This window comes from Collinsella sp. AM15-2, from assembly GCF_003471985.1.
Taxonomy (GTDB): domain Bacteria; phylum Actinomycetota; class Coriobacteriia; order Coriobacteriales; family Coriobacteriaceae; genus Collinsella.
In genome coordinates this window covers 215,144-238,035 of the sequence record NZ_QRKO01000002.1, presented here as the reverse complement: position 1 = coordinate 238,035, position 22,892 = coordinate 215,144, and the positions used below count along the sequence as shown (strand labels likewise).

The window sequence follows — 22,892 nt, the reverse complement described above, 5'->3', positions numbered from 1 at the left end:
GGCGGGGCATTCCCCGCCTCTTACACCACATCTCTGCGCGCTACCGTCGAAATGGCGATGAATGCACGATTTTGATCCAATTGTTAGTCCTTATAATGGACATATGTTGCGTAACTTAAGCAAATACTATCTTTTGATATGTTGTAAGCAAGGTAGCAGTACTCATTTTTGCCATTTTTTGGCCACGGCCTTTGTGACGGACGTGCTGGCGGGTTCGAATCCCACGCGCTGGGCCCAAAAAAGAAAGGCCCCCATAGCTGGAAGCCTATCAAATCAGTGATGGGCGATGAGGGATGTCGCGTGCGGCTGACGCCGCCCGCTTTCGCTTCGGGCCTGCGGCCCTCGCGTGCTGCGCTGGAAAACGCTTCGCGTTTCCTCAGCTTCGCACCCTGTCGGGTTCGAATCCCATGCGCTGGGCCCAAACAAAAACGGTCCCCTTGCGAGGACCGTTTCCAATTCAGTGGTGGGCGATGAGGGATTCGAACCCCCAACCTTGTGCGTGTAAAGCACCTGCGCTAACCGTTGCGCCAATCGCCCGTGCGGAGAGAGTATAGCAAAACAATCGCCCCATTCACCTCATATCCATTAAAGGTAACCGGCGCGTGTCACAGCGGAGCTGATTCAGTTGAGATTGCCTGAACATTCCGTCCCTCTTTGCACCCTCGGGTATACTCAAAAGCTACTGATTCGATTTGATACCCAGCAACAGCAGAGGGGATAGTATATGTGCGGTTTTGTCGGTTTTGTCGGTGGGACGGATAACCAATCCGAGGTGCTCACCAAGATGATGGACCGCATCGTCCATCGTGGTCCCGACATGGGCGGCCAGTTTATCGACGGCCGCGTTGCCCTGGGCTTCCGCCGCCTGTCGATCCTCGACCTGACCGAGGCCGGCGCTCAGCCCATGGCCAATGAGGACGGCAGCGTCGTTATCGTCTTCAACGGCGAGATCTACAACTTCCAGGAGCTTCGCTCCGAGCTCGAGGCCAAGGGCTATAAGTTCCACTGTGGAGCCGACACCGAGAGCCTCCTGCACGGCTACGAGGAGTGGGGCGAGGCCGTACTCGATCGCCTGCGCGGCATGTACGCCTTCGTCATCTGGGACAAGAAGAAGAACAAGCTTTTTGGCGCCCGCGACATCTTTGGCATCAAGCCGCTCTACTACTATCCCATGGCCGATGCGGGCGACGGCGCTCCGGGCGTGCTCTTTGGTTCCGAGATCAAGAGCTTCCTGGACTACCCGCACTTCCACAAGGCGGTCAACAAAAAGGCTCTGCGTCCGTACATGACGCTGCAGTATTCGGCGACTGAGGAGACCTTCTTCGAGGGTGTCTACAAGCTGCCGCCGGCGCACTACTTTACCGTCGATATCCCGACCGGCAAGATGAACATCGAGCGCTACTGGGATTGCGATTACTCTGCCGTCGAGAAGCCGTTCGAAGAGTATGTCGATGAGCTGGACGAGGTCGTGCACGAGAGTGTCGAGGCCCATCGCATCGCCGACGTCAAGGTCGCGTCGTTCCTCTCCGGTGGCGTCGACTCCAGCTACATCGCCGCTTGCCTCATGCCCGACAAGACCTTCTCGGTGGGCTTTGACTACAAGAACTTCAACGAGACCAACTACGCCAAGGAACTTTCCGATAAGCTCGGCGTCGAGAACGTTCGCAAGATGATTACCGCCGACGAGTTCTTCGGTGCGCTCGAGGACATCCAGTATCACATGGACGAGCCGCAGTCCAACCTGTCTTCCGTGCCGCTGTGGTTCTTGGCCGAGATGGCCCGCAAGGACGTTACCGTCGTGCTTTCGGGCGAAGGCGCCGACGAGCTCTTTGGCGGCTACGCCTACTACGAGGACACGGTCCCGGTGCGCAAGTACAAAAAGATGGTGCCGCTGCCCATCCGTCGCGCGCTCGGTAACCTGGCGCTGCATATGCCGTACTTCAAGGGACATAACTTCCTGGTCAAGGGTGCCGAGATCCCCGAGAAGTCGTTCCTGGGACAGGCTCTGGTATGGCCGGAGCGCGAGGTCGACGGCGTGCTCAAGCCCGAGTACAACACCGGCGATGGCGCCTTTGAGCTCGCTGTACCCATCTATGCACGCGTGAAGGGCCAGCCCGAACTGGTCAAGAAGCAGTACCTGGACATGAACATGTGGCTTCCGGGCGACATTCTGCTCAAGGCCGACAAGATGTGCATGGCGCACTCGCTGGAGCTGCGCGTGCCTTTCCTGGATCGCAAGGTCATGGAGTTCGCCGAGCACATTCCCGACCGCTACCGCATCAACGAGAACGGCAACAAGCAGGTGCTTCGCCACGCCGCCAACAAGTCGCTGCCCGATGAGTGGGCTACCCGTCCCAAGGTGGGCTTCCCGGTGCCGATCGTCTACTGGCTGCGCGAGCAAAAGTGGTACGACTACGTCAAGGAGTACTTCACCGCGCCGTGGGCAAGCGAGTTTTTCGACACCGACGAGCTCATGCATCTGCTCGACTTACACTTTGCGGGCAAGGGCGATTTCCAGCGCAAGATCTATACGCCGCTCGTGTTCTTGGTGTGGTACAAGCGCTTCTTTATCGACGAGGGCCAGCCTTCTGTTCAGGCTGCCTAGCCTCGGCTTACGAACGCCTGCGCGTAACGGCTCCTCCGGGAGCCGTTTTTGCGCGAGCATGTTTCAGTTACTATGAAAACCGTCCCTGCCAAATGGCTGAGAAAGGCGAAAGATGCACCATTCGGATTCCGCGACCGTGACCACGGTCGATACGCTTGCCAAGCTTCTCGATGTGTGCGGCGAGCTGCGCGCATCGGAGCAGGTTGACGGGCGTGCCGTGACCGGCTGCTCGTTTGATTCGCGCGCGGTTTCGGCAGGGGACGTGTTCTTTTGCAAGGGCGCTGCCTTTAAGCCTGCGTTTTTGAGCATGGCGCTCGATTCGGGCGCCGTCGCATTTGTGTGCGAAGAGTCGCTGGTCGAGTCTCTGGAGCCGCTGGTGAAAGAGAACGGTGCTGCGATGCTGGTTGTTGATAGCGTACGCACGGCGATGGCGCTGTTGCCGCCCGAGGTCTACGACCGTCCCGACCACGACGTTAAGATCGTGGGCATCACCGGTACCAAGGGAAAGACCACGGCCGCTTTTATGCTCCAGTCCATCATCAAGGCGGCGGGCGAGTCCTGCGGCATGATCGGCTCGGTGAACACCGACGATGGTATCGAGTGCTACGAGAGCACCAATACTACGCCCGAGGCCCCCGAGGTCTGGCGCCATATCGCCAACTGCCGTGAGTCCGGTCGCCAGTCCATGGTCATGGAGGTCTCGAGCCAGGCACTCAAGTACCAACGCGTCGAGAATCTGCCGTTTGACGTGGCGTGCTTCCTCAACATCGGCCGTGACCACATCTCGCCGATCGAACACCCCACGTTTGAGGATTATTTTGAGAGCAAACTCAGGATCTTTGACCAGGCGAAGACCGCCGTGGTGAATCTGGGCACCGAAGAGGTTGACCGTGTGTTGGAGGCAGCGTCGACGGCCGAGCGCTTGGTGACCGTTGGCGTCGAGCATCCCGAGGCAAGCCTGTGGGCGAGCGATGTGCGCATGGTCGGCTTTAACATCGAGTTTAACCTGCATGGCCTGTGTGCCGACGAGTCCGAGGCGGGGGAGAAGGTCCTGCTGGGCATCGCGGGCGACTTTAACGTGGAAAACGCGCTGGTCGCTATCGCCGCTGCGCACGAGATCGGCATCGGTATCGATGCCATCAAGAAGGGCCTCTCCAAACTGCGTGTGCCGGGCCGTATGGAGGTCGTGGAGTCGAAGGACGGCCGCGTGATCTGCGTCGTTGACTATGCGCACAACCAGCTTTCGTTCCGTTCGCTTTTCTCGTCGGTCAAGCGCGCGTTTCCCACTAGTCCAGTCATTGCAGTGTTTGGCGCTGCCGGCGGCAAGGCGCAGGAGCGCCGCGAGCAGCTTCCGCGCGAGGCCGCACCATATTCCGACCTGATGATCTTTGCCAACGAGGACCCGGCTCACGAGGACCCGATGAAGGTCTGTCGCGAGCTTGCCGAGCATGTTCCCGACGATACGCCGAACGAGATCATCCTCGATCGCGAAGCCGCTGTGCATGCGGCGTTCAAGGCGGCGCGCGAGGAGTACGTCAGCCCCAATGCTCCCACCATTGTCTTGCTGCTGGCAAAGGGTGACGAGGAGCTCATGCACGTGGGTGACGAGTTCGTGCCTATCGAGAGCGACCTTTCGTTGGCCAATCGCCTGATCGATGTTACCCAGTTTGACTAATGAACCATGATGGCGGCGGCGCCCTGAGTGCGCTGTCGCCATAAGCGTGTTCCCTCAATCAAAACATGCCGTCCAAGTCCAAACCCTTCTACGTAAACGGAGTAACCATGTCCCACAACACCCTGCCGACCGTTGCCGAGCTTTCGGGCGAGATGCGCGAGCGCTTGGCCAAGGTCAAGTACGTCTTTACCGACCTGGATGCCACGATGCTCGCACCCGGCTCGTGCGTGCTGTGCGACAACGACGGCAACCCCTCGACCAAACTCGTCGAGGCCGTCGTGGCACTTGCCCGCGCTGGTATTCAGGTGGTTCCCACCTCGGGCCGCAACCGTACCATGATCCACGAGGACGCGCGCGTGCTCGGCCTCAACTCTTACATTGGTGAGATGGGCGGCCTGGTCATGTACGACCTCAAAGCCAACGATTGGGAGTATCTGACTGGCGACATGCCTTACGACCCCGTCTGCGGCCTTACTCCGCACCAGGTGATCGAGCAGACCGGCGTGTGCGAGAAGATCCTCGCCCGCTGGCCGCACAAGATCGAGTATCACAACGACATGTCGACCGGCTACAAGTACCGCGAGGTCACCGTCGGCATGCGCGGCGATGTGCCCGACGATGAGGTCCAGGCCATCCTCGACGAGGCCGGCTGCGGCCTGGTGTGGGCCTGTAACGGTCACCTGACGCATCTGTCCAAGCCGACGACGCTCGAGCTCGATCGCGTCGAGGACGGTCGCGCGTTCAACATCAACCCCGCGGGTCTCAACAAAGGCGTCGCCATTGCGCGCTTCTGCGAGCACCTGGGGATCGAGCGCGAGGAGACGCTCGCGCTCGGCGACTCCGAGTCCGACTTCTACATGGCCGATCACGTGGGCACGTTCTGTCTGGTCGAGAATGGCCTGACGAGCGCCGGCGCGCCCGAGTTCCTGGCTGCTTGCGAGAACGCTTTCGTTACGCGCGGCAAAATTGTCGACGGTTGGGCGGCGACGGCAGAGCTGCTGGTCGCGGCGCGTTCGTAGCGCGGCGTCGCCGCACTTGGATATGTCTTTTCGAGAGAGACTGGTGAGGTAATGTCCGATATCGAGAATCCGGCAGGCGACACGCGCCCGATCGGTGTGTTCGATTCTGGCCTGGGCGGTCTGACGGTTGCGCGCGCCATCGCGACGGCGCTGCCGCACGAGTCCGTCTACTACTTCGGCGACACCAAACGCTGCCCCTACGGCACGCGCACCGAGGATGAGGTGCGCTCGTTTGCGTTGCAGGCGGGCCGTTGGCTGTCGAAGCACGACGTCAAGATTATGGTCATCGCCTGCAACACGGCGACAGCTGCGGCCTTACGTCTGGCCCAGCAGGTGCTCGACGTTCCCGTGATCGGCGTGATCGCGCCGGGTGCCCGTGCGGCAATCAACAGCACCCGTTCGCGTCGCGTGGGCGTGCTCGCCACCAACCTCACCATTCGCTCGGGCGCTTACACGCGCGCCATTCAGGATCTAGATGCCGGCGTCGACGTATACGGCTGCCCCGCCTCGAGCTTTGTCGAGGTTGTCGAACACGAGCTCGCCTCGGGTGCGCATCTGCAAGAGCAGTGGCTTGAGAACGAGGACATCTTCGATACGCCTGCCGTGCGTGCGCTGGTGGGTGCCACGGTTGAGCCACTGCGCGACCACGGTATCGATACCGTGGTGCTCGGCTGTACGCATTTTCCGCTGTTGGTGGGACCTATCCGCCATGCGCTGGGGTCTGGGGTGCGCGTCGTGAGTTCCGCCGAGGAGACCACACGAGAGCTGACCGATATCCTCACGCGCCGCGAGCAGCTGGCGGGTGACGCCGCCGAGCCGCAGCATCGTTTTGCCACGACGGCCGATAACATTGCCGAGTTTGCGGTGGCGGGCAGCTTTATCTTTGGTCAGCCGCTCAAGAGCATCGAACATATCGATATCGATGAGCTGGAATAGATGTAAGGCAGCCGCCAAAGCCTTCGCCACATCTTTTGCCGAAAGGATATTTCTATGGAGTACATGCAGGTCAACCGCGCCAACGGCCGCGCCGCCAACGAGTTGCGTCCCGTTAAGCTCACCCGTGGCGTCATGAAGCACGCCCACGGTTCGTGCTTGGCCGAGTTCGGCGACACGCGCGTGCTGTGCGCCGCCACCATCGAGGAGGGCGTGCCGGGCTGGCGAAAGGGAGCTAAGGCCGGCTGGGTGACCGCGGAATACGCCATGCTGCCGACGTCGACCGGCAAGCGCTGCAAGCGCGAACACGCCAACCGCAAGGGCCGCTCCATGGAGATCGAGCGCCTCATTGGCCGCAGCCTGCGTACCGTCGTCAACATGAAAGCGCTCGGCGAGTACACCGTCACCGTCGACTGCGATGTGATTCAGGCCGATGGCGGTACGCGTACGGCGAGCATTACCGGCGCCTGGGTGGCACTGCACGACGCCCTCGCCATGTGGGTCGAGGCGGGCAAGATCGAGCGCATCCCACTTACCGGCCAGGTGGCCGCCATCTCCATGGGCGTTGTCGACGGCAATACGCTGCTTGACCTCGATTATTCCGAGGACAGCCATGCCGAAGTCGACATGAACCTCGTCGCCACCGACACCGGTGAGATGATCGAGCTCCAGGGCACTGGCGAGCAGGCGCCCTTTGACCGTAAGCGCCTCAACGCCCTGCTCGACTTGGGCGACAAAGGCATCGCCGAGCTCATCGAGCTTCAGCGCCAAGCCATCGCCTAACCTGCCAAAAAGGGACAGGTTTATTTTGGCAGGTTTTATCTGGGAAAACGTCGAAGTATAAGACTGCCGTTGATTGAGAGGGGAGAGGCGGAGGCCCTCGTCGCCCTCGGCGCGGCATTGCTATAGAGACAAGGAGACCACTCATGGCACTTGAGAAGATCGACATCGACACCCTCGACCCGGCGGCGACCATTGTCGTGGCAACGGGCAACGCCCATAAGCTCACCGAGATCGAGGCCATTTTGGGCAAGGTCATGCCCGAGGTGCGCTTTGTGGCGCTCGGCCAGCTGGGCGAATTTGAGGACCCCGAGGAAAACGGCACGACGTTTTTGGAGAACGCCATCATCAAGGCGCAGGCTGCCGTCGAAGAGACGGGGCTCATGGCCATTGCCGACGATTCGGGCCTGGTCGTCGACGCGCTGGACGGTGAGCCCGGTGTGTATAGCGCGCGCTACGCGGGCGTTCACGGCGACGATGCCGCCAACAATGCCAAGCTGCTCGTGAATCTGGAAGGCGTGGCAGACGAGGACCGCACCGCGCGCTTTATGAGCGTCGTTGCGCTCATCGATACGGACGGCCTGGTCACCTATGGCGAGGGCGCCTGTGAGGGCGTTATCGCGCACGAGGGCCGCGGCGATCACGGCTTTGGCTACGACCCGCTGTTCCTGCCGGTCGATACGCCGGGCAAGACTATGGCCGAGCTCACGGCGGACGAGAAGAACGCCATCAGCCATCGATTCCATGCGCTCGAGCACCTATCCGCCAAACTGACGGGCGAGGAGTAGGCCGTGCGTGCGGTGGTTCAGCGCGTGCTCAACGCCGGCGTGACGGTCGACGGCGAGTACGTGGGCAAAATTGGGCGCGGCTATCTGGTGCTGTTGGGCGTGGGCCACGGCGACACGCGCGCCGAGGCTGATAAGCTGTGGGGCAAGCTCCGCGGCTTGCGCATTAACGAGGACGAGAACGGCAAGACCAACCTGGCACTTGCCGATGTCGACGGCGAGGTTCTCGTAGTGTCGCAGTTCACGCTGTTCGCCGATTGCCGTCACGGCCGCCGCCCATCGTTTACCGATGCCGGCGCCCCCGATGTTGCCAACGAGCTCTACGAGTACTTCTTGACGCTCGTTCGCAAAGATGTCGAACACGTGGCGCACGGCATCTTTGGCGCCGATATGAAAGTCGACTTGGTCAACGACGGTCCGTTCACCATCGTCCTCGATACCGACAATCTGTAAGTAGCCAAATTAGCTACTTGCGCGTGGTCGCAACAGGGTGCTATAGTATTAGAGTTTTGTCTATCTTAGGGGTATTATCCCCTTTTTGAATTGCACCTTCTGGAGGCCCTGTTCATGGAAGAGATGGAAGTCAATCACGTCGACGACATCCACGAGAAGCTGACCGATATGGTGGGCGATCGCGTCAAGGTGAAGGCCAACATGGGCCGCACCCGCGTCGTCGAGCGCATGGGCACCATCAAGAGCGTCCACCCCGCCGTCTTTATCGTCGAGGTTGACGAACGTCGCGGCCGCAAGTCGCGTCAGTCCTACCAGTATATCGATGTCCTCACCGGGCAGGTCGAGCTGTTCGACCCCGAGAGCGGCGAGCATATCTTTACCCCGCTCGGCAATCAGCTCGAGGAGCACTAACGGTGACCGATCGGTCCCTGACTCTTTCCGCGCCGGCAAAGATTAACCTCTACCTGGGGGTTCATACCGAGCGCGATGACCGCGGCTACCACAGGGTCGATTCCCTGATGGCAGCCGTCGGTCTTTCCGATTCCGTGACGGTCGCGCCGGCGCAGGCGCTGACCGTCCAGACGGTTCCGGCATCAGATTTTCCCATGCAAAAGAATACGGCGTATCGGGCTGCGGTTGCTATGGCCGAGCATTATGGTCGCGAGGCAAACATCTGCGTGATGATTGAGAAGCGCATTCCATTGTGCGCCGGCTTGGGCGGCCCCTCGACGGATGCGGCCGCGGTCATTGTCGCCTTGGCGGAGCTCTGGGGAATTGATCGCACCGACCCCGCGCTCGACGACATTGCGCGGGGTATTGGTGCTGACGTCCCGTTCTTTTTGCACGCGAGCCCTGCGTTCTACGTAGGTGGGGGAGACGTGTTGGCAACTGAGTATCCCGCGCTGCCCGCAACGCCCGGCGTGTTGGTCAAGCCGCGCGAGGCAAGCGTTTCGACAATTGAAGCCTATCGACGTTTTGACGAGGCTCCGGTGCCTGCAGACAAGCCCGGCGCGATCGCATCTGCCCTTCGCTCGGGAGACGCAGAGGCGGCCTACGCGCTCGTCCACAACAACCTGGGTGCCATTTCCGCACAGATGGAGCCGCAGATTCAAATGGTTCTCGATTGGCTGCGTAAACAGGACGGCACCGTTGCTGTAGATGTGTGCGGATCGGGTGCCTGCTCATTTGCCATTTGCGACACCGCCGCCACGGCCGAAAGGCTTGCCGACGCTGCCCAGCAAAACGGCTGGTGGTCCTGCGCGACGGAGCTCATTCCCAACACGGTTCAAATCGACGCGCCAAAGAAATAAAAATTTATCTAGCACGCGGCGAAAATCTTTGTTACTATAGTCGAGCTAACGGGTTGTGGCTCAGTTTGGTAGAGCACTGCGTTCGGGACGCAGGGGTCGCTGGTTCAAATCCAGTCAACCCGACCAGAGCATGAGGAGGGACCGCTTCTTGCGGTCCCTTTTTTTAGCTATTGTTGTGATACCGCGATACCCGCGGTATACTCATTCGAGCTTGTCTCGCTGTATTGTGGAGGTCTACATGTTTGGACTGAGGGCTCCTGAGCTCATCATTATTCTCGTCGTTGTCCTGATTATCTTCGGGCCCAAGAACCTGCCGAAGCTCGGCAAGTCCCTCGGCTCTACCGTCAAGAATATCCGTGAGGGTATGGAGGGCGACGATAAGGCCGAGACCAAGCAGGCCGAGGAGGTCGTGGTCGAGCAGTCCGAGGAGGACAAGGAGATCGCTGAGCTCGAGGCCAAGCTCGCTGCTGCCAAGAAGAAGCAGGCAGAGGACAGCGACGCGGACGCAGAGTAGTCCCATCCCTTTGGGGTGAGCACCTGACCGGCTTGCCCGCAGGCTAGCCGGTCTTTTTCGTTTTGTTGACAGTTGATTGTTTGATCAGAGTTGGGGAGATATCCGTATGGACGCAAGCCAGATCGTACTGACCGCTGAGGGCCGCCAGAAGCTCGTCGAGGAGCTCGCTTGGCGTGAGGGCGATTACGCCAAGGAGATCGTCGAGGACATCAAGGAAGCCCGCGCGTTCGGCGACCTTTCGGAGAACTCCGAGTACGACGCCGCTAAGGACAAGCAGGCCCAGAACGCCGCTCGTATTGCCGAGATCCAGGCCATCCTCGCCAACGCTCAGGTTGCTGCCACCACGGGCGATCTGACCGTCTCCATCGGTTCCACCGTTTCTCTGATTGATCCCAACGGTGAGGTCATGGAAGTCACGCTCGTCGGTACCACCGAGACCAACTCGCTCGAGCACAAGATTTCCAACGAGTCTCCGGTCGGCCACGCCATCATCGGTCACGGCGAGGGCGACTCCGTCGAGGTCGTTACGCCTTCCGGCAAGACTCGCGTCTACACCATCGCCAAGATTGCACGCTAGACCACGGTCCCGCGTAAAGGTATGTTTTCGCTCCCTGGGACCGAATCCTGGGGAGCGTTTTAGTTTGAGGAGCTAACTTATGGCAGAGAACCAGAACGCCGCAGATCAGGCATCGACGCTCAACGACGAGCGCGCCACCCGCCTGGCCAAGCGCGCCGCCCTGTTCGAGGCGGGCCAGAACCCCTATCCCGAGCACTCTGAGCTTGAGGACTACGTTGCCGATATCGAGGCTAAGTACGCCGAGCTTGCCGATGGCGAGGACACCGAGGACGTCGTGAAGATCGCCGGCCGTGTGGTCGCCAAGCGCGGTCAGGGCAAGATCATGTTCATCGTCGTGCGCGATGCGACTGCCGAGATTCAGCTGTTCTGCCGCATCAACGACATGGACGAGGCTGCCTGGAATACGCTCAAGTCCCTCGACCTGGGCGACATCCTGGGCGTGACCGGCGTGGTTGTCCGCACCCAGCGCGGCCAGCTTTCCGTTGCCCCTAAGAGCGCGACCCTGCTTTCCAAGGCCGTTCGTCCGCTGCCCGAGAAGTTCCACGGTCTTTCCGACAAGGAGACCCGCTATCGCCAGCGCTATGTCGACCTGATCGCCAACGACGACGTTCGCGAGACCTTCCGTAAGCGTTCGCAGATTCTCTCCACCTTCCGTCGCTTTATGGAGTCCGACGGCTACATGGAGGTCGAGACCCCCATCCTGCAGACCATCCAGGGTGGTGCCACGGCCAAGCCGTTCATTACCCACTTCAACGCGCTCGATCAGGAGTGCTACCTGCGTATTGCCACCGAGCTGCACCTCAAGCGCTGCATCGTCGGTGGTTTTGAGCGCGTGTTCGAGATCGGCCGCATCTTCCGTAACGAGGGCATGGACCTTACCCACAACCCCGAGTTCACCACGATGGAGGCCTACCGTGCCTTCTCCGACCTCGAGGGCATGAAGGCGCTCGCCCAGGGCGTCATTAAGGCGGCTAACAAGGCCATCGGCAACCCCGAGGTCATCGAGTACCAGGGCCAGACTATCGACCTGTCCGGTGAGTGGGCCAGCCGTCCCATGACCGACATCGTCTCCGACGTGCTCGGCAAGCAGGTCACCATCGACACGCCGGTCGAGGAGCTTGCTGCCGCCGCGCGCGAGAAGGGCCTGGAGATCAAGCCCGAGTGGACTGCTGGCAAGATCATCGCCGAGATTTACGATGAGCTGGGCGAGGACACCATCGTCAACCCCACGTTCGTGTGCGATTACCCCATCGAGGTCAGCCCGCTTGCCAAGCGCTTTGAGGACGATCCGCGCCTGACGCACCGCTTTGAGCTGGTTATTGCCGGCCACGAGTACGCCAACGCGTTCTCCGAGCTCAACGACCCGGTCGATCAGGCCGAGCGCTTTGCTGCCCAGATGGCCGAGAAAGCTGGCGGCGACGACGAGGCCATGGAGTACGACGAGGACTACGTGCGCGCCCTCGAGTACGGTATGCCTCCTGCGGGCGGCATCGGCATCGGCATCGACCGCGTGGTCATGCTGCTCACCAACCAGGCTTCCATCCGCGACGTGCTGCTGTTCCCGCACATGAAGCCCGAGAAGGGTTTCCAGTCCGGTGCCGCTGCCGCCAAGGCTGCCGAGGCCGGCAACGCCGCGAGCCCGTTCGTTAAGTCGCTTAAGCCCACGCTCGATTACTCCAAGATCGCCGTTGAGCCGCTGTTCGAGGAGTTCGTCGACTTCGATACCTTCTCCAAGAGCGATTTCCGCGCTGTGAAGGTCAAGGCATGCGAGGCCGTCAAGAAGTCCAAGAAGCTGCTGAACTTTTCGCTCGACGACGGCACCGGCACGGACCGCACCATCCTCTCCGGCATTCACGAGTACTACGAGCCCGAGGACCTGGTCGGCAAGACTCTGCTCGCCATCACCAACCTGCCTCCGCGCAAGATGATGGGCATTCCCAGCTGCGGCATGCTCATCAGCGCTATCCACGAGGAGGAGGGCGAGGAGCGTCTCAATCTGATCCAGCTCGACGCTTCCATCCCCGCCGGCGCAAAGATGTACTAGGGGGTTACGGCGTTTTACCAAACGCCGTAACGGCTCGACGCTGCGCGCCGCCCAGAGCGACAATTTGTCATTCAAAAGGCAAGGCATGACCAAAAGGTCTATGCCTTGCCTTTTTCATGCCAACTTGTTCGCTCTGGACGTCGCTCGCTGTCCGTCCTCTATCTGCGGTGTTGCCCTGGTTGGCACTTAGGGACGTTCCTTTTCTGCCGGCACTTGGGGACAGTCCTTGTCAAGCGATTGGTGCAAGGGAGACGACTACCCAACGGATATTGCGCACGTGGCTCGCATGACAGTCGTCTCTTTTATGTTTCCTTTAGCCGTCGCTGCCTAGGATGGGGGTTAGTCGGTAGGAAGGGAGCGTCTGTATGGACGACGCGAGCGATCGCGCAATCGAAGAGGATATGCTCGATCAGTTCAACTATTTTGATGATGAGGACGAGGAATTGATCGATCGTCGCGAGCCGGCGGCGCTCGATGCTTTCGACCTTGTTGATGAAGGGCCCGACGAGGACGAGGTCGAATCAACGGAACCACCACAGCCTTCGCGCCATGATTCGTTGCTCTCAAGAGTCCCTCTGCACCACGGTGTTCGTGCCGGCGCCCTCCATATGAAAACCGACTGGTGCCAGATCGTGACGGCAGGCGATGAGCTTGCCGTCGATGCGCCGCTCACCGATAAGTCATCCATCATCTGCCGCACCGGCATGCTTATGCTGGCAAGCGGAACAGGTGCCTGGCGTGTGCGCGATACCATGAATCGCGTCGCCGCTGTACTCGGCGTCACGATTCACGTCGACCTGAGTCTCCTATCGTTTGAGTGCACCTGCATCGAAGATGGTCACTGCTTTAACGAGGTTGTCAGCCTGCCCACAACGGGAGTCAATACCCATCGCATTTGGATGATGGAGAGCTTCTTAAAGGAAATCGAGATTTACGGGCGCCGGTTTACCGTGCACGAGTACCACGAGATGCTCAAGACCGTTGAAAGCTCAAAGCCCGATTACTCTCCCTGGCAACAGGGCCTTGCGGCAGCCTGTGCTTGCGGCGCCTTCGTCTTTTTGCTCGGCGGCGGCCCTATCGAGATGGCCTGTGCATTTGTGGGCGCTGGTGTCGGCAACTTTGCGCGCTCCCATATTCTCAAGCAGGGCCTTGGCCAGTTTAGCGCGCTGACGATCGGCGTTGCACTCGCTTGTGTCTCGTATCTGCTGGCATTGCTTGGCCTTGGCCAGGTCATACCGGGGGCAATGTCGCACCAAGAAGGCTATATCGGCGCCATGCTCTTTGTGATTCCCGGCTTTCCCCTCATTACGGCAGGTCTCGACATCGCAAAGCTCGATATGCGAAGCGGCATCGAGCGTCTTTCGTATGCTGTGTCAATTATTGTGATGGCGACCCTCGTAGGCTGGATGGTTGCCGAATGTGTGGGGCTGGCGCCGGATGACTTTGCCCCGCTCGGGCTCTCACCGTTGGCTTTTACACTCTTGCGTGTGGTGATGAGCTTTGTCGGAGTATTTGGCTTCTCGGTTATGTTCAACAGTCCGATAAAGATGGCCGCGGCGGCAGGGCTCATCGGCGCCGTATCTAATACCTTGCGCCTTACGCTCGTCGATGCACCGACGCTGCTTCCCTTCTTGGGCCTGAGTGCAGGCATGCCTCCCGAGGCGGCGGCGTTTACCGGCGCGCTGGTATCGGGGCTGCTCGCGAGCTTAGCCGAAATCAAGCTCACCTACCCACGTATCGCCCTCACGGTACCATCGATTGTCATTATGGTGCCGGGCTTGTATCTGTATCGCTCGATGTATTACATGTGTACCTTCGACACGGTCAATATGCTCGGCTGGTTTGTGCGTGCAGTGCTCATTGTGGCGTTTCTGCCCGTTGGCCTGGGCGTGGCGAGAACCCTCACCGACTCTCGCTGGCGCCACACCAGCTAATTGGTGCAAGGGGGGACAGGTTACTTTGCACCAAATGAGTTGCGGTGAAATAGGGACTGAATTGCTGCTTAAAGGGTCAAAACAGTCCGTATTCCACCGCAACTTATGGGGTCGGGGGATTATTGGTGCCCTGCATCTCCATAAACTCAACGCTTACGAAGCGCGGGGTTTTCGTGCTAGGCTGGTTCCACCACATAAGTAGTCGCAGACGCACGTATCACGGGCGGGCGAGATGAAGTCCCAACAGCTCCATCTTGCCCGCCCGTTTTTGTTGCGTGGCGTAGCGGCGTAACACAGAAAGGACCATGCCCTTTATGCCTATCAACAAACGAGAGAGCCTGCTGTTCACCTTTATCATGTGCTTTTGCATGGTGCTCTGGATGAGCATCTACAACGTTGCCCTGCAGCATGGGGCCATCAACGGCGAGGTTGTTGCCGCCGCGTGGCTCGGCTTCCCCGTTGCCTACGTTTTTGCCATGTGCTGCGACTGGTTTGTCGCCAGCCCGCTCGCCAAGGGTTTCGCCTTTAAATTCCTGGTCACGCCGGGCAAGAGCTCGCCGATTGCCATGACGCTCGCCGTCAGCTCCTGCATGGTCGTTCCTATGGTCATCATCATGTCGCTCTACGGTGCGTGCGAGGGCCTGTTCCACATGCCCGGCGGCCCGCTCGCCAACCTGCAGCTGCTGCCGATGATGTGGCTCGTTAACATTCCGCGCAACTTTATCATGGCCCTGCCCTGGAACCTGCTGGTGGCCGGTCCGGTTGCTCGCTTTGTCTTCCGCCGCGCCTTCCCCATGGGCACGGTCTTTGCCGAGCCGCACATGGAGCTCGTGCGCATGCCGGGCGCTCCCGTTGCCGATGCCGTCAATGACGTTGCCGAGAGCATGGACGCCGAGCCCGCCTGCTAGACAGCAGCTCAAAACCAAACCGCCAAACGGACCCGAGCAATTCCTTTTTTGTAGACGTTGTCGCGCGGCTACGGGCAGGAAAGGTCCCAACGGTTAACATATACTCCATATGGGTAAAGAGACCAAAGCGCTGCCGCGGGCGGCGCTTTGCGTTTGAAAAAACTAGCTCGTCTAAGAGGAACTAGCATGTTAGACCGTTTTACCGATCGCGCGCGCAAGGTCATGTCCATGGCCAAGCAAGAAGCGCTCGATCTTCACTCAAATAAGGTGGGTACCGAGCACCTGCTGCTCGCACTCGCCAAGGAGGACGAGGGCATTGCCGCCGAGGCACTGCGTTCGCTCGATATCTCCTACGACGACATCATGGATACTCTTAAAGAGGTCCAGACCACGGTTCCCGAGCCCAGTGAGGAGACCGAGGCGGCCAAGCTCGCCTTTACGCCGCTCGTCATTAGCGTGATGGAGCGTTCATTCCGCGTGGCGCGTGAAAACAACCAGACCTACGTGTCGACCGAGCACTTGCTGATCGGCATCGTCGAAGAGGGCAACGGCATGGCCATGGACATCCTCATGCGCCTGGGTGTGTCGTCCGCCTCCATCAAAAAGGCTATCGAGAAACTCACCGCCAAGGACCAGGATAAGAAGCGCCCGCTCGCTGGCGCCGGTGCTGGTCGTCCCGGTACGGGCCTGCCGTTCTTTAGCGGCTCGGATGCCTCCCAGCAAAAGGGGAGCGGCACCGATACACTTAAGCAGTTCGCGACCAACCTTACGCAGAAGGCGCGCGACGGCGAACTCGATCCGGTGATCGGCCGCGAAAAGGAAGTCCAGCGTATGATGGAGATCCTTTCGCGCCGCACCAAGAACAATCCTCTTATCCTGGGCGATCCCGGCGTGGGCAAAACGGCCATCGTCGAGGGACTGGCGCAACAGATTGCTGCCGGCAACGTGCCCGAGAACCTCATGAACCAGAATATCTGGACGCTCGACCTGCCGGGTCTCGTTGCGGGCGCCAAGTATCGCGGTGAGTTCGAGGAGCGCCTCAAGAACGTGATCCAGGAGGCAACCGAGGCCGACGACGTCATCTTGTTTATCGATGAGATGCACACCATCATCGGTGCCGGTTCTGCCGAGGGCTCCATCGACGCGAGCTCCATGCTCAAGCCCGTGCTCGCGCGCGGTGCCTTCCAGATTATCGGCGCCACCACGGCCGAGGAATTCCGCAAGTATCTCACCAAGGACCCGGCCTTCGAGCGTCGCTTCCAGACCATCGATGTCGAGGAGCCGAGCGTCGAGGACACGGTCAAGATCCTGACCGCGCTCAAGCCGCGCTACGAGGAGCACCACCATGTGCGCTATACGCAGGGTGCTATCGAGGCCGCCGCGAACCTTTCCAACCGCTACATCCAGGATCGCTTCCTGCCCGATAAGGCCATCGACCTCATTGACGAGGCCGGTGCCCGCGCCCGCATCGCCGCTAACCGCGCGCCCGAGCCGGTGCGCGAGGCCGAGCATCGCATAGAGGAGCTCAAGGCCGCCGCGCAGGAGGCCACCGAGAGCGACGACATGAACAAGGCTGCCGAGATCACCGAGCAGCAGAAGGCTGCCGAGATTGAGCTCGCCGAGGCCAAGGCTGCCTGGACGGCCGAGCTCGACGCCAACCCGCTCACCATCGATGTCTCCCAGATCGCCGATATCGTGTCCGTGACCTCGGGCGTGCCGGTGTCCTCGCTTACCGAGAGCGAGAGCCGTCGCCTGCTGCAGGCCGAAAGCGTGCTCAAGACCCGCATTATCGGTCAGGATGAGGCTGTCGAGGCAGTTGCCAAGGCCGTGCGCCGCAGCCGCTCGCCGCTCAAGGATCCGCGTCGCCCCGGCGGCAGCTTTATCTTCCTGGGTCCCACCGGCACGGGCAAGACCGAGCTCGCCAAGACGCTCGCCGAGTACCTCTTTGGCAGCAAGGACGCGCTCATCAGCTTCGACATGTCCGAGTTCGGTAGCGAGTTCGAGGTCTCCAAGCTCATCGGTAGCCCTCCGGGTTACGTCGGTCACGACGAGGGCGGCCAGCTCACCAAGGCCGTTCGTCGCCACCCGTACTCGGTCGTGCTGTTCGACGAGATCGAGAAGGCGCACCCCGATATCTTCAACATTCTGCTGCAGGTGCTGGAAGAGGGTCGTCTGACCGATAGCCAGGGCAAGACGGTCGACTTCCGCAACACTGTGATCATCATGACGTCCAACGTGGGCGCCCGCGAGATTGCGCAGGATGCAAGCGTGGGCTTTGGTACCACGGGCGAGCAGGGTCTTACCTCGAGCGAGATCCGCGGCCGCGCGATGGGCGAGCTCAAGCGCCTGTTCCGCCCCGAGCTGCTCAACCGTATCGATGACATCGTGGTGTTCCAGAAGCTTTCGGGCGAGAATCTGACCAAGATCGCGCACCTGCTGGTGGACGACCTACGTCAGCGTCTGATCGCCAACGGTATGAACATCAAGCTCACCGATGCGGCCTATGACAAGATCGTGGCCGAGGGTACCGACCTCACCAATGGCGCGCGTCCGCTGCGCCGTGCCATCCAAAAGCTCATCGAGGACCCGTTGTCCGAGGAGCTGCTGGCCGGCGAGTGGGGCGAGGGCGATACCGTCCTGTGCGACGTGGCCGATGGCAAGTTTGTCTTTAGCCACGGTACGGGCGAGATCCCGGCACCGCGTCCGGCGGGCACGCTCGGTGGCGATACCACCCCGGCGGCACCGCACACCGGCAACGCCGCGCCCGTGAGCGGCGGCGTGACCTCGGGCCCCGGCGGCATGATGCAAACCGGCTCTGGCGCGCTGTAGGGCGTAACAAAACCTTGTGTCCACGAGGGCGTTCCAAAGGAGCGCCCTTTTTCTGTTGAAAAAGGACCCTTCGTTCAAAGTAGATCTCATTAAACATATCAATGGCGTATGCATAAACGTTGATCAAGCGTTGAGGTTGGTTGAAGGGTCCAACGTCCCTTTGGCGCGGCCCGTCTAACCTACTTTATTCTAATAAAGTAGCGTTTCCCCGCCGTTAGCCGATGATGCAAGGGCGCTCGGCGTTTTCGACTGGTTTATGCACGCAAAGTCTGGGAATATACAAGGCGCATGTCTTACTGTCTAACCAGTTGCGCCAAGGAGGCACCATGGATTACAAGATCACCGGCTACGAGCCCGCCCAGCTGTTCCATTTCTTTGAGGAGGTCAGCGCGATCCCCCGTGGGTCTGGCAACGAGAAGGGCATCAGCGATTTCCTGGTTGCGTTTGCCAAGGAGCGCGGCCTCGATGTGTACCAGGACGAGGTCTACAACGTCATCATTCGCAAGCCCGCTTCTGCCGGCGCCGAGAATGCCCCGACTGTGATGCTGCAGGGCCACATCGATATGGTGTGCGACAAGTTGGGCTCTGTTGAGCACGACTTTACGACCGACGGTATCGACCTGGTCGTGAAGGACGGCGTCCTCACCGCTAACGGCACCACCCTGGGCGCCGACAACGGTATTGCTGTCGCTCTGATGCTTACTGTGCTCAACGACGATTCGATCGTTCACCCCGCCCTCGAGTGCGTATTCACCACCGACGAGGAGACTGGCCTGGTCGGCGCCGAGACGCTCGACAAGTCCCAGATTAGCGCCCGCACCATGATTAACCTTGACTCCGAGGAAGAGGGCGTTGCCACCGTCAGCTGCGCCGGCGGCGTCGTTGTTACCTACACCTGCCCCATCGTGCGCGAGCACAAGACCGGCAGCACCCTCACGCTCGACATCTCCGGCCTACTGGGTGGTCATTCCGGCAACGATATCAACCTGGAGCGCGGCAACGGCAACCTCATCATGGCCCGCATCATCGACCGCCTGATGGTCGCCGGCGAGCCCGCCATCGTTAGCTTTAACGGCGGCACTAAGGATAACGCCATCAACCGTGAGTGCAAGGCTGTTCTGGTCTACGCCGACCACGCTGCCGCCGAGGCCGCGGCCCAGATCGCCCGTGGCATCATCGCCGACGTCACTGCCGAGCTCGAGGTCTTCGATCCCGGCTTTACCTGCACCGTCGAGATTGCCGACGACGCCGAGGTCGAGGCCATGGACCAGAAGTCCGCACTTGCCCTCATTCGCGCTCTGCGTCTTGCCCCTAACGGCGTGATTCGCCGCAACGTCGCCACCGACGGCTCCGTCGAGGTTTCCTCCAACATCGGTGTGGTCGCCACTTCTGACGACGAGGTCAAGATCATGCTGTCCCCGCGCTCCTCGATCACCTCGCTGCAGAACGAGTTCAAGGACCGCCTCCAGACGCTGGCCGATGTCTTGGGCTTCGACGCCAAGTTCGAGTTCGAGTATCCCGGCTGGAGCTATGCCGAGCATTCGCCGGTCCGCGACGTTTTTGTCGAGAGCTATCGCGAGCTCTTTGGCTCCGAGCTGCGCATCGAGTCCATTCACGCTGGCCTTGAGTGCGGCCTGTTTGCTGAGGCCCTGCACGGCCTGGACGCCATCGCCGTGGGCCCGACGCTCTCCGATGTCCACACCCCGGACGAGAGCATGGAGCTCGCTTCTGCCGAGCGCTTCTACGAGCTGCTCATCGACGTCCTCAAGCGCCTTGCCGCGTAAGGGTCGCGCTAGCAGCAGTTCGAGCCACGTGCTAGCGGATTGCAAATGACATTACGAGAGGGGGCATCCGAACTTTTGCGACGGGTGCCCCCCCCCTCTTCTTTTAAGAAATGTGGATTGATTGGCGCCTAGCCCATATCCGCCTTGATGAGGTCGAGGGTGCGCTGGCAGTTTTCGCGGACGGGGCCGAGCATATGCTCGCGCAGGTCCGCCATGCCGGGCAGGTCGGCGTATTCGTCCATGATCTCTTCCATACAAATGGGCACCTCGTAGGCGAGATCCATCATGGTCGCAAAGCAAAACTTCTCGGATAGCCCGGCATCGGTGAGCGCCGCCTCCAGCGCGGGGTCGCCCATACCGTGGTATCGGCGGATAGCGCCTGGACCGATGCGCCCCACTCGATTTTCGCCGCCAACGCTCATGGCAAGGCGCGCCCGGCGGCGCATACGCTCGTACGCCAAGCCCGATGCGACATCGTACATGGGTGCGAGCGCTGCGTTTGTGCCTTTACCTAGGATGAGCGAGTAGTTTTTAGCGTGTGCGTCAGGCGCTCCGATAATGGCGTTATAGAACAACATATAGGTAAAAAGCACAAGATTCATGTGGTGGGGGACTGTGTTAATCAGTCGTTCTTGGATGTCTCGTGTGGTTGGTCCTCCGTCGGCGGTGTATTTCTGGCTTGGCAATACACCGAGCGCCTGGCAAAAGTCCTCCTGATGCAGCCTTTCGATATTTCCGCTGCTATTGACAATTCTGTCGTACCGTTCAACGACGAGCGCGGCTTCGTCTTCAAATGTGCAATAGGAGACGTTGGCAGTTGGAATGCCAACACGCCGAGCCGTTTTCATGCAGACGAATTCGTTTAAGGCCTGATGTTTGAACCCAACGACACCATTTTTGAAGATATGGGTAGTGGGGGATGACCCTAGACATTCGCACCATTGGCCATCATGCCAAGCTAGTGCAAATTTGCCTTGGTTGCCGCCCAGGGACCAGCTTTCGTTGGAGCCCATCCATGTCTCTCTTTCGTCATCGCGAATTGCTTTGAGCTTGTGAGCGATTTGAGAATTGGTAAGCGGGCGGTATGCCGAGACCCTGCCGCGGGCGGCGCCTAATTGATCGGTTCGACAAAACTGAACGGCCCCTGCGCAGTCAAGACCGATATGGCACAAGAGGGCGACGGGGTTGTTGGATGCAACGTCATGCTCGGCGGCAATAGCGCGACGCTGCTCTTGGCTGTCGGGCAAAAGGCCAAATAGGAACGGGCGGACGATGTTATGGCCATACGTGCGATTGGAAAGCGGCATTGTAAGCGATAGTGGTGCTCCGCGATAGGTTGGGGCGTATACAAAGCTGCAGAGTCCATGCTCGTCTTGCCGGAGAGTGCCTGCGATTTCGCCACAAATGAGGGTCGCAAGCTCCATCTCTGCCATTTATTTCACAACCTTACAGTCAAAGGAGAGGTCTGAAGTGTCGGAAAGGCCTTGCTCGGCTGCGATTTGGGCCAGCAAGGCACCATAGGAAGATGGCGTTCCCTGTCGAGCGGGTCGTCTGCCTACGCTTGGCTTTGGCAGGGCATTCGAGTTCGCGATAGGGAGGTCCGCTTTCGTCGTCGGATGTTCGGAGGGCGATGCGATGGAGTCGTTATCGCTTTGCGCAAAGAGACCTATGCCGAGTGCGTTAAAGACGGACAGCAACTTGTCGAGTCGAATGCCGGTGGCGTCTCCTAGCTCGAGCGATGCGAGCAGGCGCTCTGAAACACTGGCCGTTTTGGCGAGGGCGGCACGGGTGAGACCCTGAGCCTCGCGTGCCTGGCGCACGTAGATGCCAGCTTGGCGCGGTGTGGTGATGGGAAGGGTATTCACGGCGATCTCCTAACGTGCAGACTTTTGCATATCAGTATGACATGCAAAAGTCTGCACGAAAAGGCCTCATGCAAAACTTTGCATGAGGCCTTGTACTGGCGTTGAGTTTTGAGCGATTGTGTTTGGCGTTACAGCGCCAAAATCCCCAGATGCTCAAGCAAGATCTTAAGTCCGATGAGGATGAGCACGATGCCGCCCACGATGGTGGCAGGTTTTTCGTAGCGCGCGCCAAAGGTGTGGCCGATCGCTACGCCGGCGACGGAGAAGATAAACGTTGTGACGCCGATAAGCGATACAGCGGGAACGATGTCGACCGAAAGCGCGGCGAACGAGATGCCCACGGCCAGGGCGTCGATTGAAGTGGCGATGGCGAGGATCAGGTACTCGCTCAGTTCAATCTTTTCGGCATTCTTGCCGTCGCCTTCATCCTCGTCCTCGGTAAAAGCCTCCCACAGCATTTTGCCGCCGATGAAGGCCAAAAGGATAAAGGCAATCCAATGGTCGATGGGGCCGATGATGCCCATAAACTGGCTGCCAAGCGCCCATCCGATCACGGGCATGCCGGCCTGGAAGCCGCCAAAGAACAGGCCGAGCACTACGGCGACCTTAAGGTTGATCTTCTTCATGCCAAGGCCCTTGCAGATGGATACGGCAAAGGCGTCCATCGAAAGGCCAATGGCGAGCAGCACGAGCTCTACGAGTCCCATGGTTTGGCTCCCTCCTTGCGGGCGAACCCGCGTGTACTTCTGACAGGGGAGCAACAAAAAAGACCCGTGGCGTACGCGCCGCGCGTACAACCACGAGTCTCGTTCATTAAGGCAAGCCAGACCGTGTCGGCCAGTATGTTGACTTGCCGCGCCACCGGAGGCGAACCCGG

The 22,892-nt window shown here is 60.1% G+C and carries 19 protein-coding genes and 2 tRNA genes; 17 read left to right on the top strand and 4 right to left on the bottom strand.

What is annotated here, in order from left to right; all coding sequences use genetic code 11:
- Positions 1-461: 461 nt before the first annotated feature.
- Positions 462-537 (bottom strand) — tRNA-Val (locus DW171_RS02205).
- 187 nt (positions 538-724) lie between these two features.
- On the opposite strand from DW171_RS02205, the gene asnB reads away from it, so the two are divergent.
- From asnB to DW171_RS02120, 17 genes are all read left to right on the top strand, one after another.
- Positions 725-2,605 (top strand): asparagine synthase (glutamine-hydrolyzing), encoded by a 1,881-nt coding sequence (gene asnB, locus DW171_RS02200; RefSeq protein ID WP_117855786.1) that lies wholly within the window; start codon positions 725-727, stop codon positions 2,603-2,605.
- 112 nt (positions 2,606-2,717) lie between these two features.
- Positions 2,718-4,280, top strand: coding sequence for a Mur ligase family protein (locus DW171_RS02195; RefSeq protein WP_117855787.1), 1,563 nt, complete (start codon positions 2,718-2,720; stop codon positions 4,278-4,280).
- Positions 4,281-4,387: 107 nt separating this feature from the next.
- On the top strand, positions 4,388-5,299 hold the full coding sequence (locus DW171_RS02190; RefSeq protein WP_117563806.1) for an HAD family hydrolase: 912 nt from the start codon (positions 4,388-4,390) through the stop codon (positions 5,297-5,299).
- Between the two features lie 51 nt (positions 5,300-5,350).
- Positions 5,351-6,235, top strand: a complete 885-nt coding sequence (gene murI, locus DW171_RS02185) for a glutamate racemase (protein ID WP_117563805.1) — start codon at positions 5,351-5,353, stop codon at positions 6,233-6,235.
- Positions 6,236-6,289: 54 nt separating this feature from the next.
- Positions 6,290-7,015 carry a ribonuclease PH gene (gene rph, locus DW171_RS02180; protein ID WP_117563804.1) on the top strand — a complete coding sequence of 242 codons (726 nt, stop codon included), beginning with the start codon at positions 6,290-6,292 and terminating at the stop codon, positions 7,013-7,015.
- A 143-nt stretch (positions 7,016-7,158) separates the two neighbouring features.
- Positions 7,159-7,800, top strand: coding sequence for an RdgB/HAM1 family non-canonical purine NTP pyrophosphatase (gene rdgB, locus DW171_RS02175; protein WP_117635961.1), 642 nt, complete (start codon positions 7,159-7,161; stop codon positions 7,798-7,800).
- A gap of 3 nt (positions 7,801-7,803) precedes the next feature.
- Positions 7,804-8,250, top strand: coding sequence for a D-aminoacyl-tRNA deacylase (dtd, locus tag DW171_RS02170; RefSeq protein WP_117563802.1), 447 nt, complete (start codon positions 7,804-7,806; stop codon positions 8,248-8,250).
- Positions 8,251-8,364: 114 nt separating this feature from the next.
- Positions 8,365-8,661, top strand: a complete 297-nt coding sequence (locus DW171_RS02165; RefSeq protein WP_006234957.1) for a Veg family protein — start codon at positions 8,365-8,367, stop codon at positions 8,659-8,661.
- Between the two features lie 2 nt (positions 8,662-8,663).
- Complete coding sequence (gene ispE, locus DW171_RS02160; protein WP_233506758.1) at positions 8,664-9,560, top strand: 4-(cytidine 5'-diphospho)-2-C-methyl-D-erythritol kinase; 897 nt, start codon at positions 8,664-8,666, stop codon at positions 9,558-9,560.
- A gap of 49 nt (positions 9,561-9,609) precedes the next feature.
- Positions 9,610-9,686, top strand: a tRNA-Pro gene (locus DW171_RS02155).
- A 112-nt stretch (positions 9,687-9,798) separates the two neighbouring features.
- On the top strand, positions 9,799-10,074 hold the full coding sequence (tatA, locus tag DW171_RS02150) for a twin-arginine translocase TatA/TatE family subunit (RefSeq protein ID WP_022094895.1): 276 nt from the start codon (positions 9,799-9,801) through the stop codon (positions 10,072-10,074).
- 106 nt (positions 10,075-10,180) lie between these two features.
- A complete protein-coding gene (gene greA, locus DW171_RS02145; RefSeq protein WP_006234960.1) occupies positions 10,181-10,651 on the top strand; it encodes a transcription elongation factor GreA in 471 nt (156 codons plus the stop codon).
- A gap of 79 nt (positions 10,652-10,730) precedes the next feature.
- Complete coding sequence (gene lysS / locus DW171_RS02140) at positions 10,731-12,695, top strand: lysine--tRNA ligase (RefSeq protein WP_118270281.1); 1,965 nt, start codon at positions 10,731-10,733, stop codon at positions 12,693-12,695.
- Positions 12,696-13,060: 365 nt separating this feature from the next.
- Complete coding sequence (locus DW171_RS02135; protein WP_199586797.1) at positions 13,061-14,629, top strand: threonine/serine exporter ThrE family protein; 1,569 nt, start codon at positions 13,061-13,063, stop codon at positions 14,627-14,629.
- 314 nt (positions 14,630-14,943) lie between these two features.
- Positions 14,944-15,537: a DUF2798 domain-containing protein gene (locus DW171_RS02130; RefSeq protein WP_117639661.1), complete on the top strand. Its 594-nt coding sequence runs from the start codon at positions 14,944-14,946 to the stop codon at positions 15,535-15,537.
- 186 nt (positions 15,538-15,723) lie between these two features.
- Positions 15,724-18,366 carry an ATP-dependent Clp protease ATP-binding subunit gene (locus DW171_RS02125; protein ID WP_118270280.1) on the top strand — a complete coding sequence of 881 codons (2,643 nt, stop codon included), beginning with the start codon at positions 15,724-15,726 and terminating at the stop codon, positions 18,364-18,366.
- A 326-nt stretch (positions 18,367-18,692) separates the two neighbouring features.
- The gene (locus DW171_RS02120; RefSeq protein ID WP_118270279.1) at positions 18,693-20,150 is read left to right on the top strand and encodes an aminoacyl-histidine dipeptidase; all 1,458 of its coding nucleotides are present in this window, start codon (positions 18,693-18,695) and stop codon (positions 20,148-20,150) included.
- A gap of 128 nt (positions 20,151-20,278) precedes the next feature.
- Here DW171_RS02120 and DW171_RS02115 read toward each other — a convergent pair whose 3' ends face one another.
- The 3 genes from DW171_RS02115 to DW171_RS02105 form a co-directional block, all read right to left on the bottom strand.
- Positions 20,279-21,583 (bottom strand): type II toxin-antitoxin system HipA family toxin, encoded by a 1,305-nt coding sequence (locus DW171_RS02115; protein WP_117816901.1) that lies wholly within the window; start codon positions 21,581-21,583, stop codon positions 20,279-20,281.
- Complete coding sequence (locus DW171_RS02110) at positions 21,584-22,015, bottom strand: helix-turn-helix domain-containing protein (protein WP_158551009.1); 432 nt, start codon at positions 22,013-22,015, stop codon at positions 21,584-21,586.
- 128 nt (positions 22,016-22,143) lie between these two features.
- Entirely contained in the window at positions 22,144-22,722 is a 579-nt protein-coding gene (locus tag DW171_RS02105; protein ID WP_117635969.1) for a manganese efflux pump MntP family protein, read from the bottom strand.
- Positions 22,723-22,892: the final 170 nt, after the last annotated feature.

Excerpts from the sequence above, each read along its gene's own strand:
- DW171_RS02195 (WP_117855787.1), top strand. The coding sequence starts at position 2,718 with ATGCACCATTCGGATTCCGCGACCGTGACCACGGTCGATACGCTTGCC.
- asnB (WP_117855786.1), top strand. The coding sequence starts at position 725 with ATGTGCGGTTTTGTCGGTTTTGTCGGTGGGACGGATAACCAATCCGAG.
- DW171_RS02190 (WP_117563806.1), top strand. The coding sequence starts at position 4,388 with ATGTCCCACAACACCCTGCCGACCGTTGCCGAGCTTTCGGGCGAGATG.
- murI (WP_117563805.1), top strand. The coding sequence starts at position 5,351 with ATGTCCGATATCGAGAATCCGGCAGGCGACACGCGCCCGATCGGTGTG.
- DW171_RS02165 (WP_006234957.1), top strand. The coding sequence starts at position 8,365 with ATGGAAGAGATGGAAGTCAATCACGTCGACGACATCCACGAGAAGCTG.
- tatA (WP_022094895.1), top strand. The coding sequence starts at position 9,799 with ATGTTTGGACTGAGGGCTCCTGAGCTCATCATTATTCTCGTCGTTGTC.
- greA (WP_006234960.1), top strand. The coding sequence starts at position 10,181 with ATGGACGCAAGCCAGATCGTACTGACCGCTGAGGGCCGCCAGAAGCTC.
- DW171_RS02120 (WP_118270279.1), top strand. The coding sequence starts at position 18,693 with ATGGATTACAAGATCACCGGCTACGAGCCCGCCCAGCTGTTCCATTTC.
- DW171_RS02135 (WP_199586797.1), top strand. The coding sequence starts at position 13,061 with ATGGACGACGCGAGCGATCGCGCAATCGAAGAGGATATGCTCGATCAG.
- DW171_RS02105 (WP_117635969.1), bottom strand. The coding sequence starts at position 22,722 with ATGGGACTCGTAGAGCTCGTGCTGCTCGCCATTGGCCTTTCGATGGAC.
- DW171_RS02125 (WP_118270280.1), top strand. The coding sequence starts at position 15,724 with ATGTTAGACCGTTTTACCGATCGCGCGCGCAAGGTCATGTCCATGGCC.
- DW171_RS02130 (WP_117639661.1), top strand. The coding sequence starts at position 14,944 with ATGCCTATCAACAAACGAGAGAGCCTGCTGTTCACCTTTATCATGTGC.
- DW171_RS02115 (WP_117816901.1), bottom strand. The coding sequence starts at position 21,583 with ATGGCAGAGATGGAGCTTGCGACCCTCATTTGTGGCGAAATCGCAGGC.
- lysS (WP_118270281.1), top strand. The coding sequence starts at position 10,731 with ATGGCAGAGAACCAGAACGCCGCAGATCAGGCATCGACGCTCAACGAC.
- rdgB (WP_117635961.1), top strand. The coding sequence starts at position 7,159 with ATGGCACTTGAGAAGATCGACATCGACACCCTCGACCCGGCGGCGACC.
- rph (WP_117563804.1), top strand. The coding sequence starts at position 6,290 with ATGGAGTACATGCAGGTCAACCGCGCCAACGGCCGCGCCGCCAACGAG.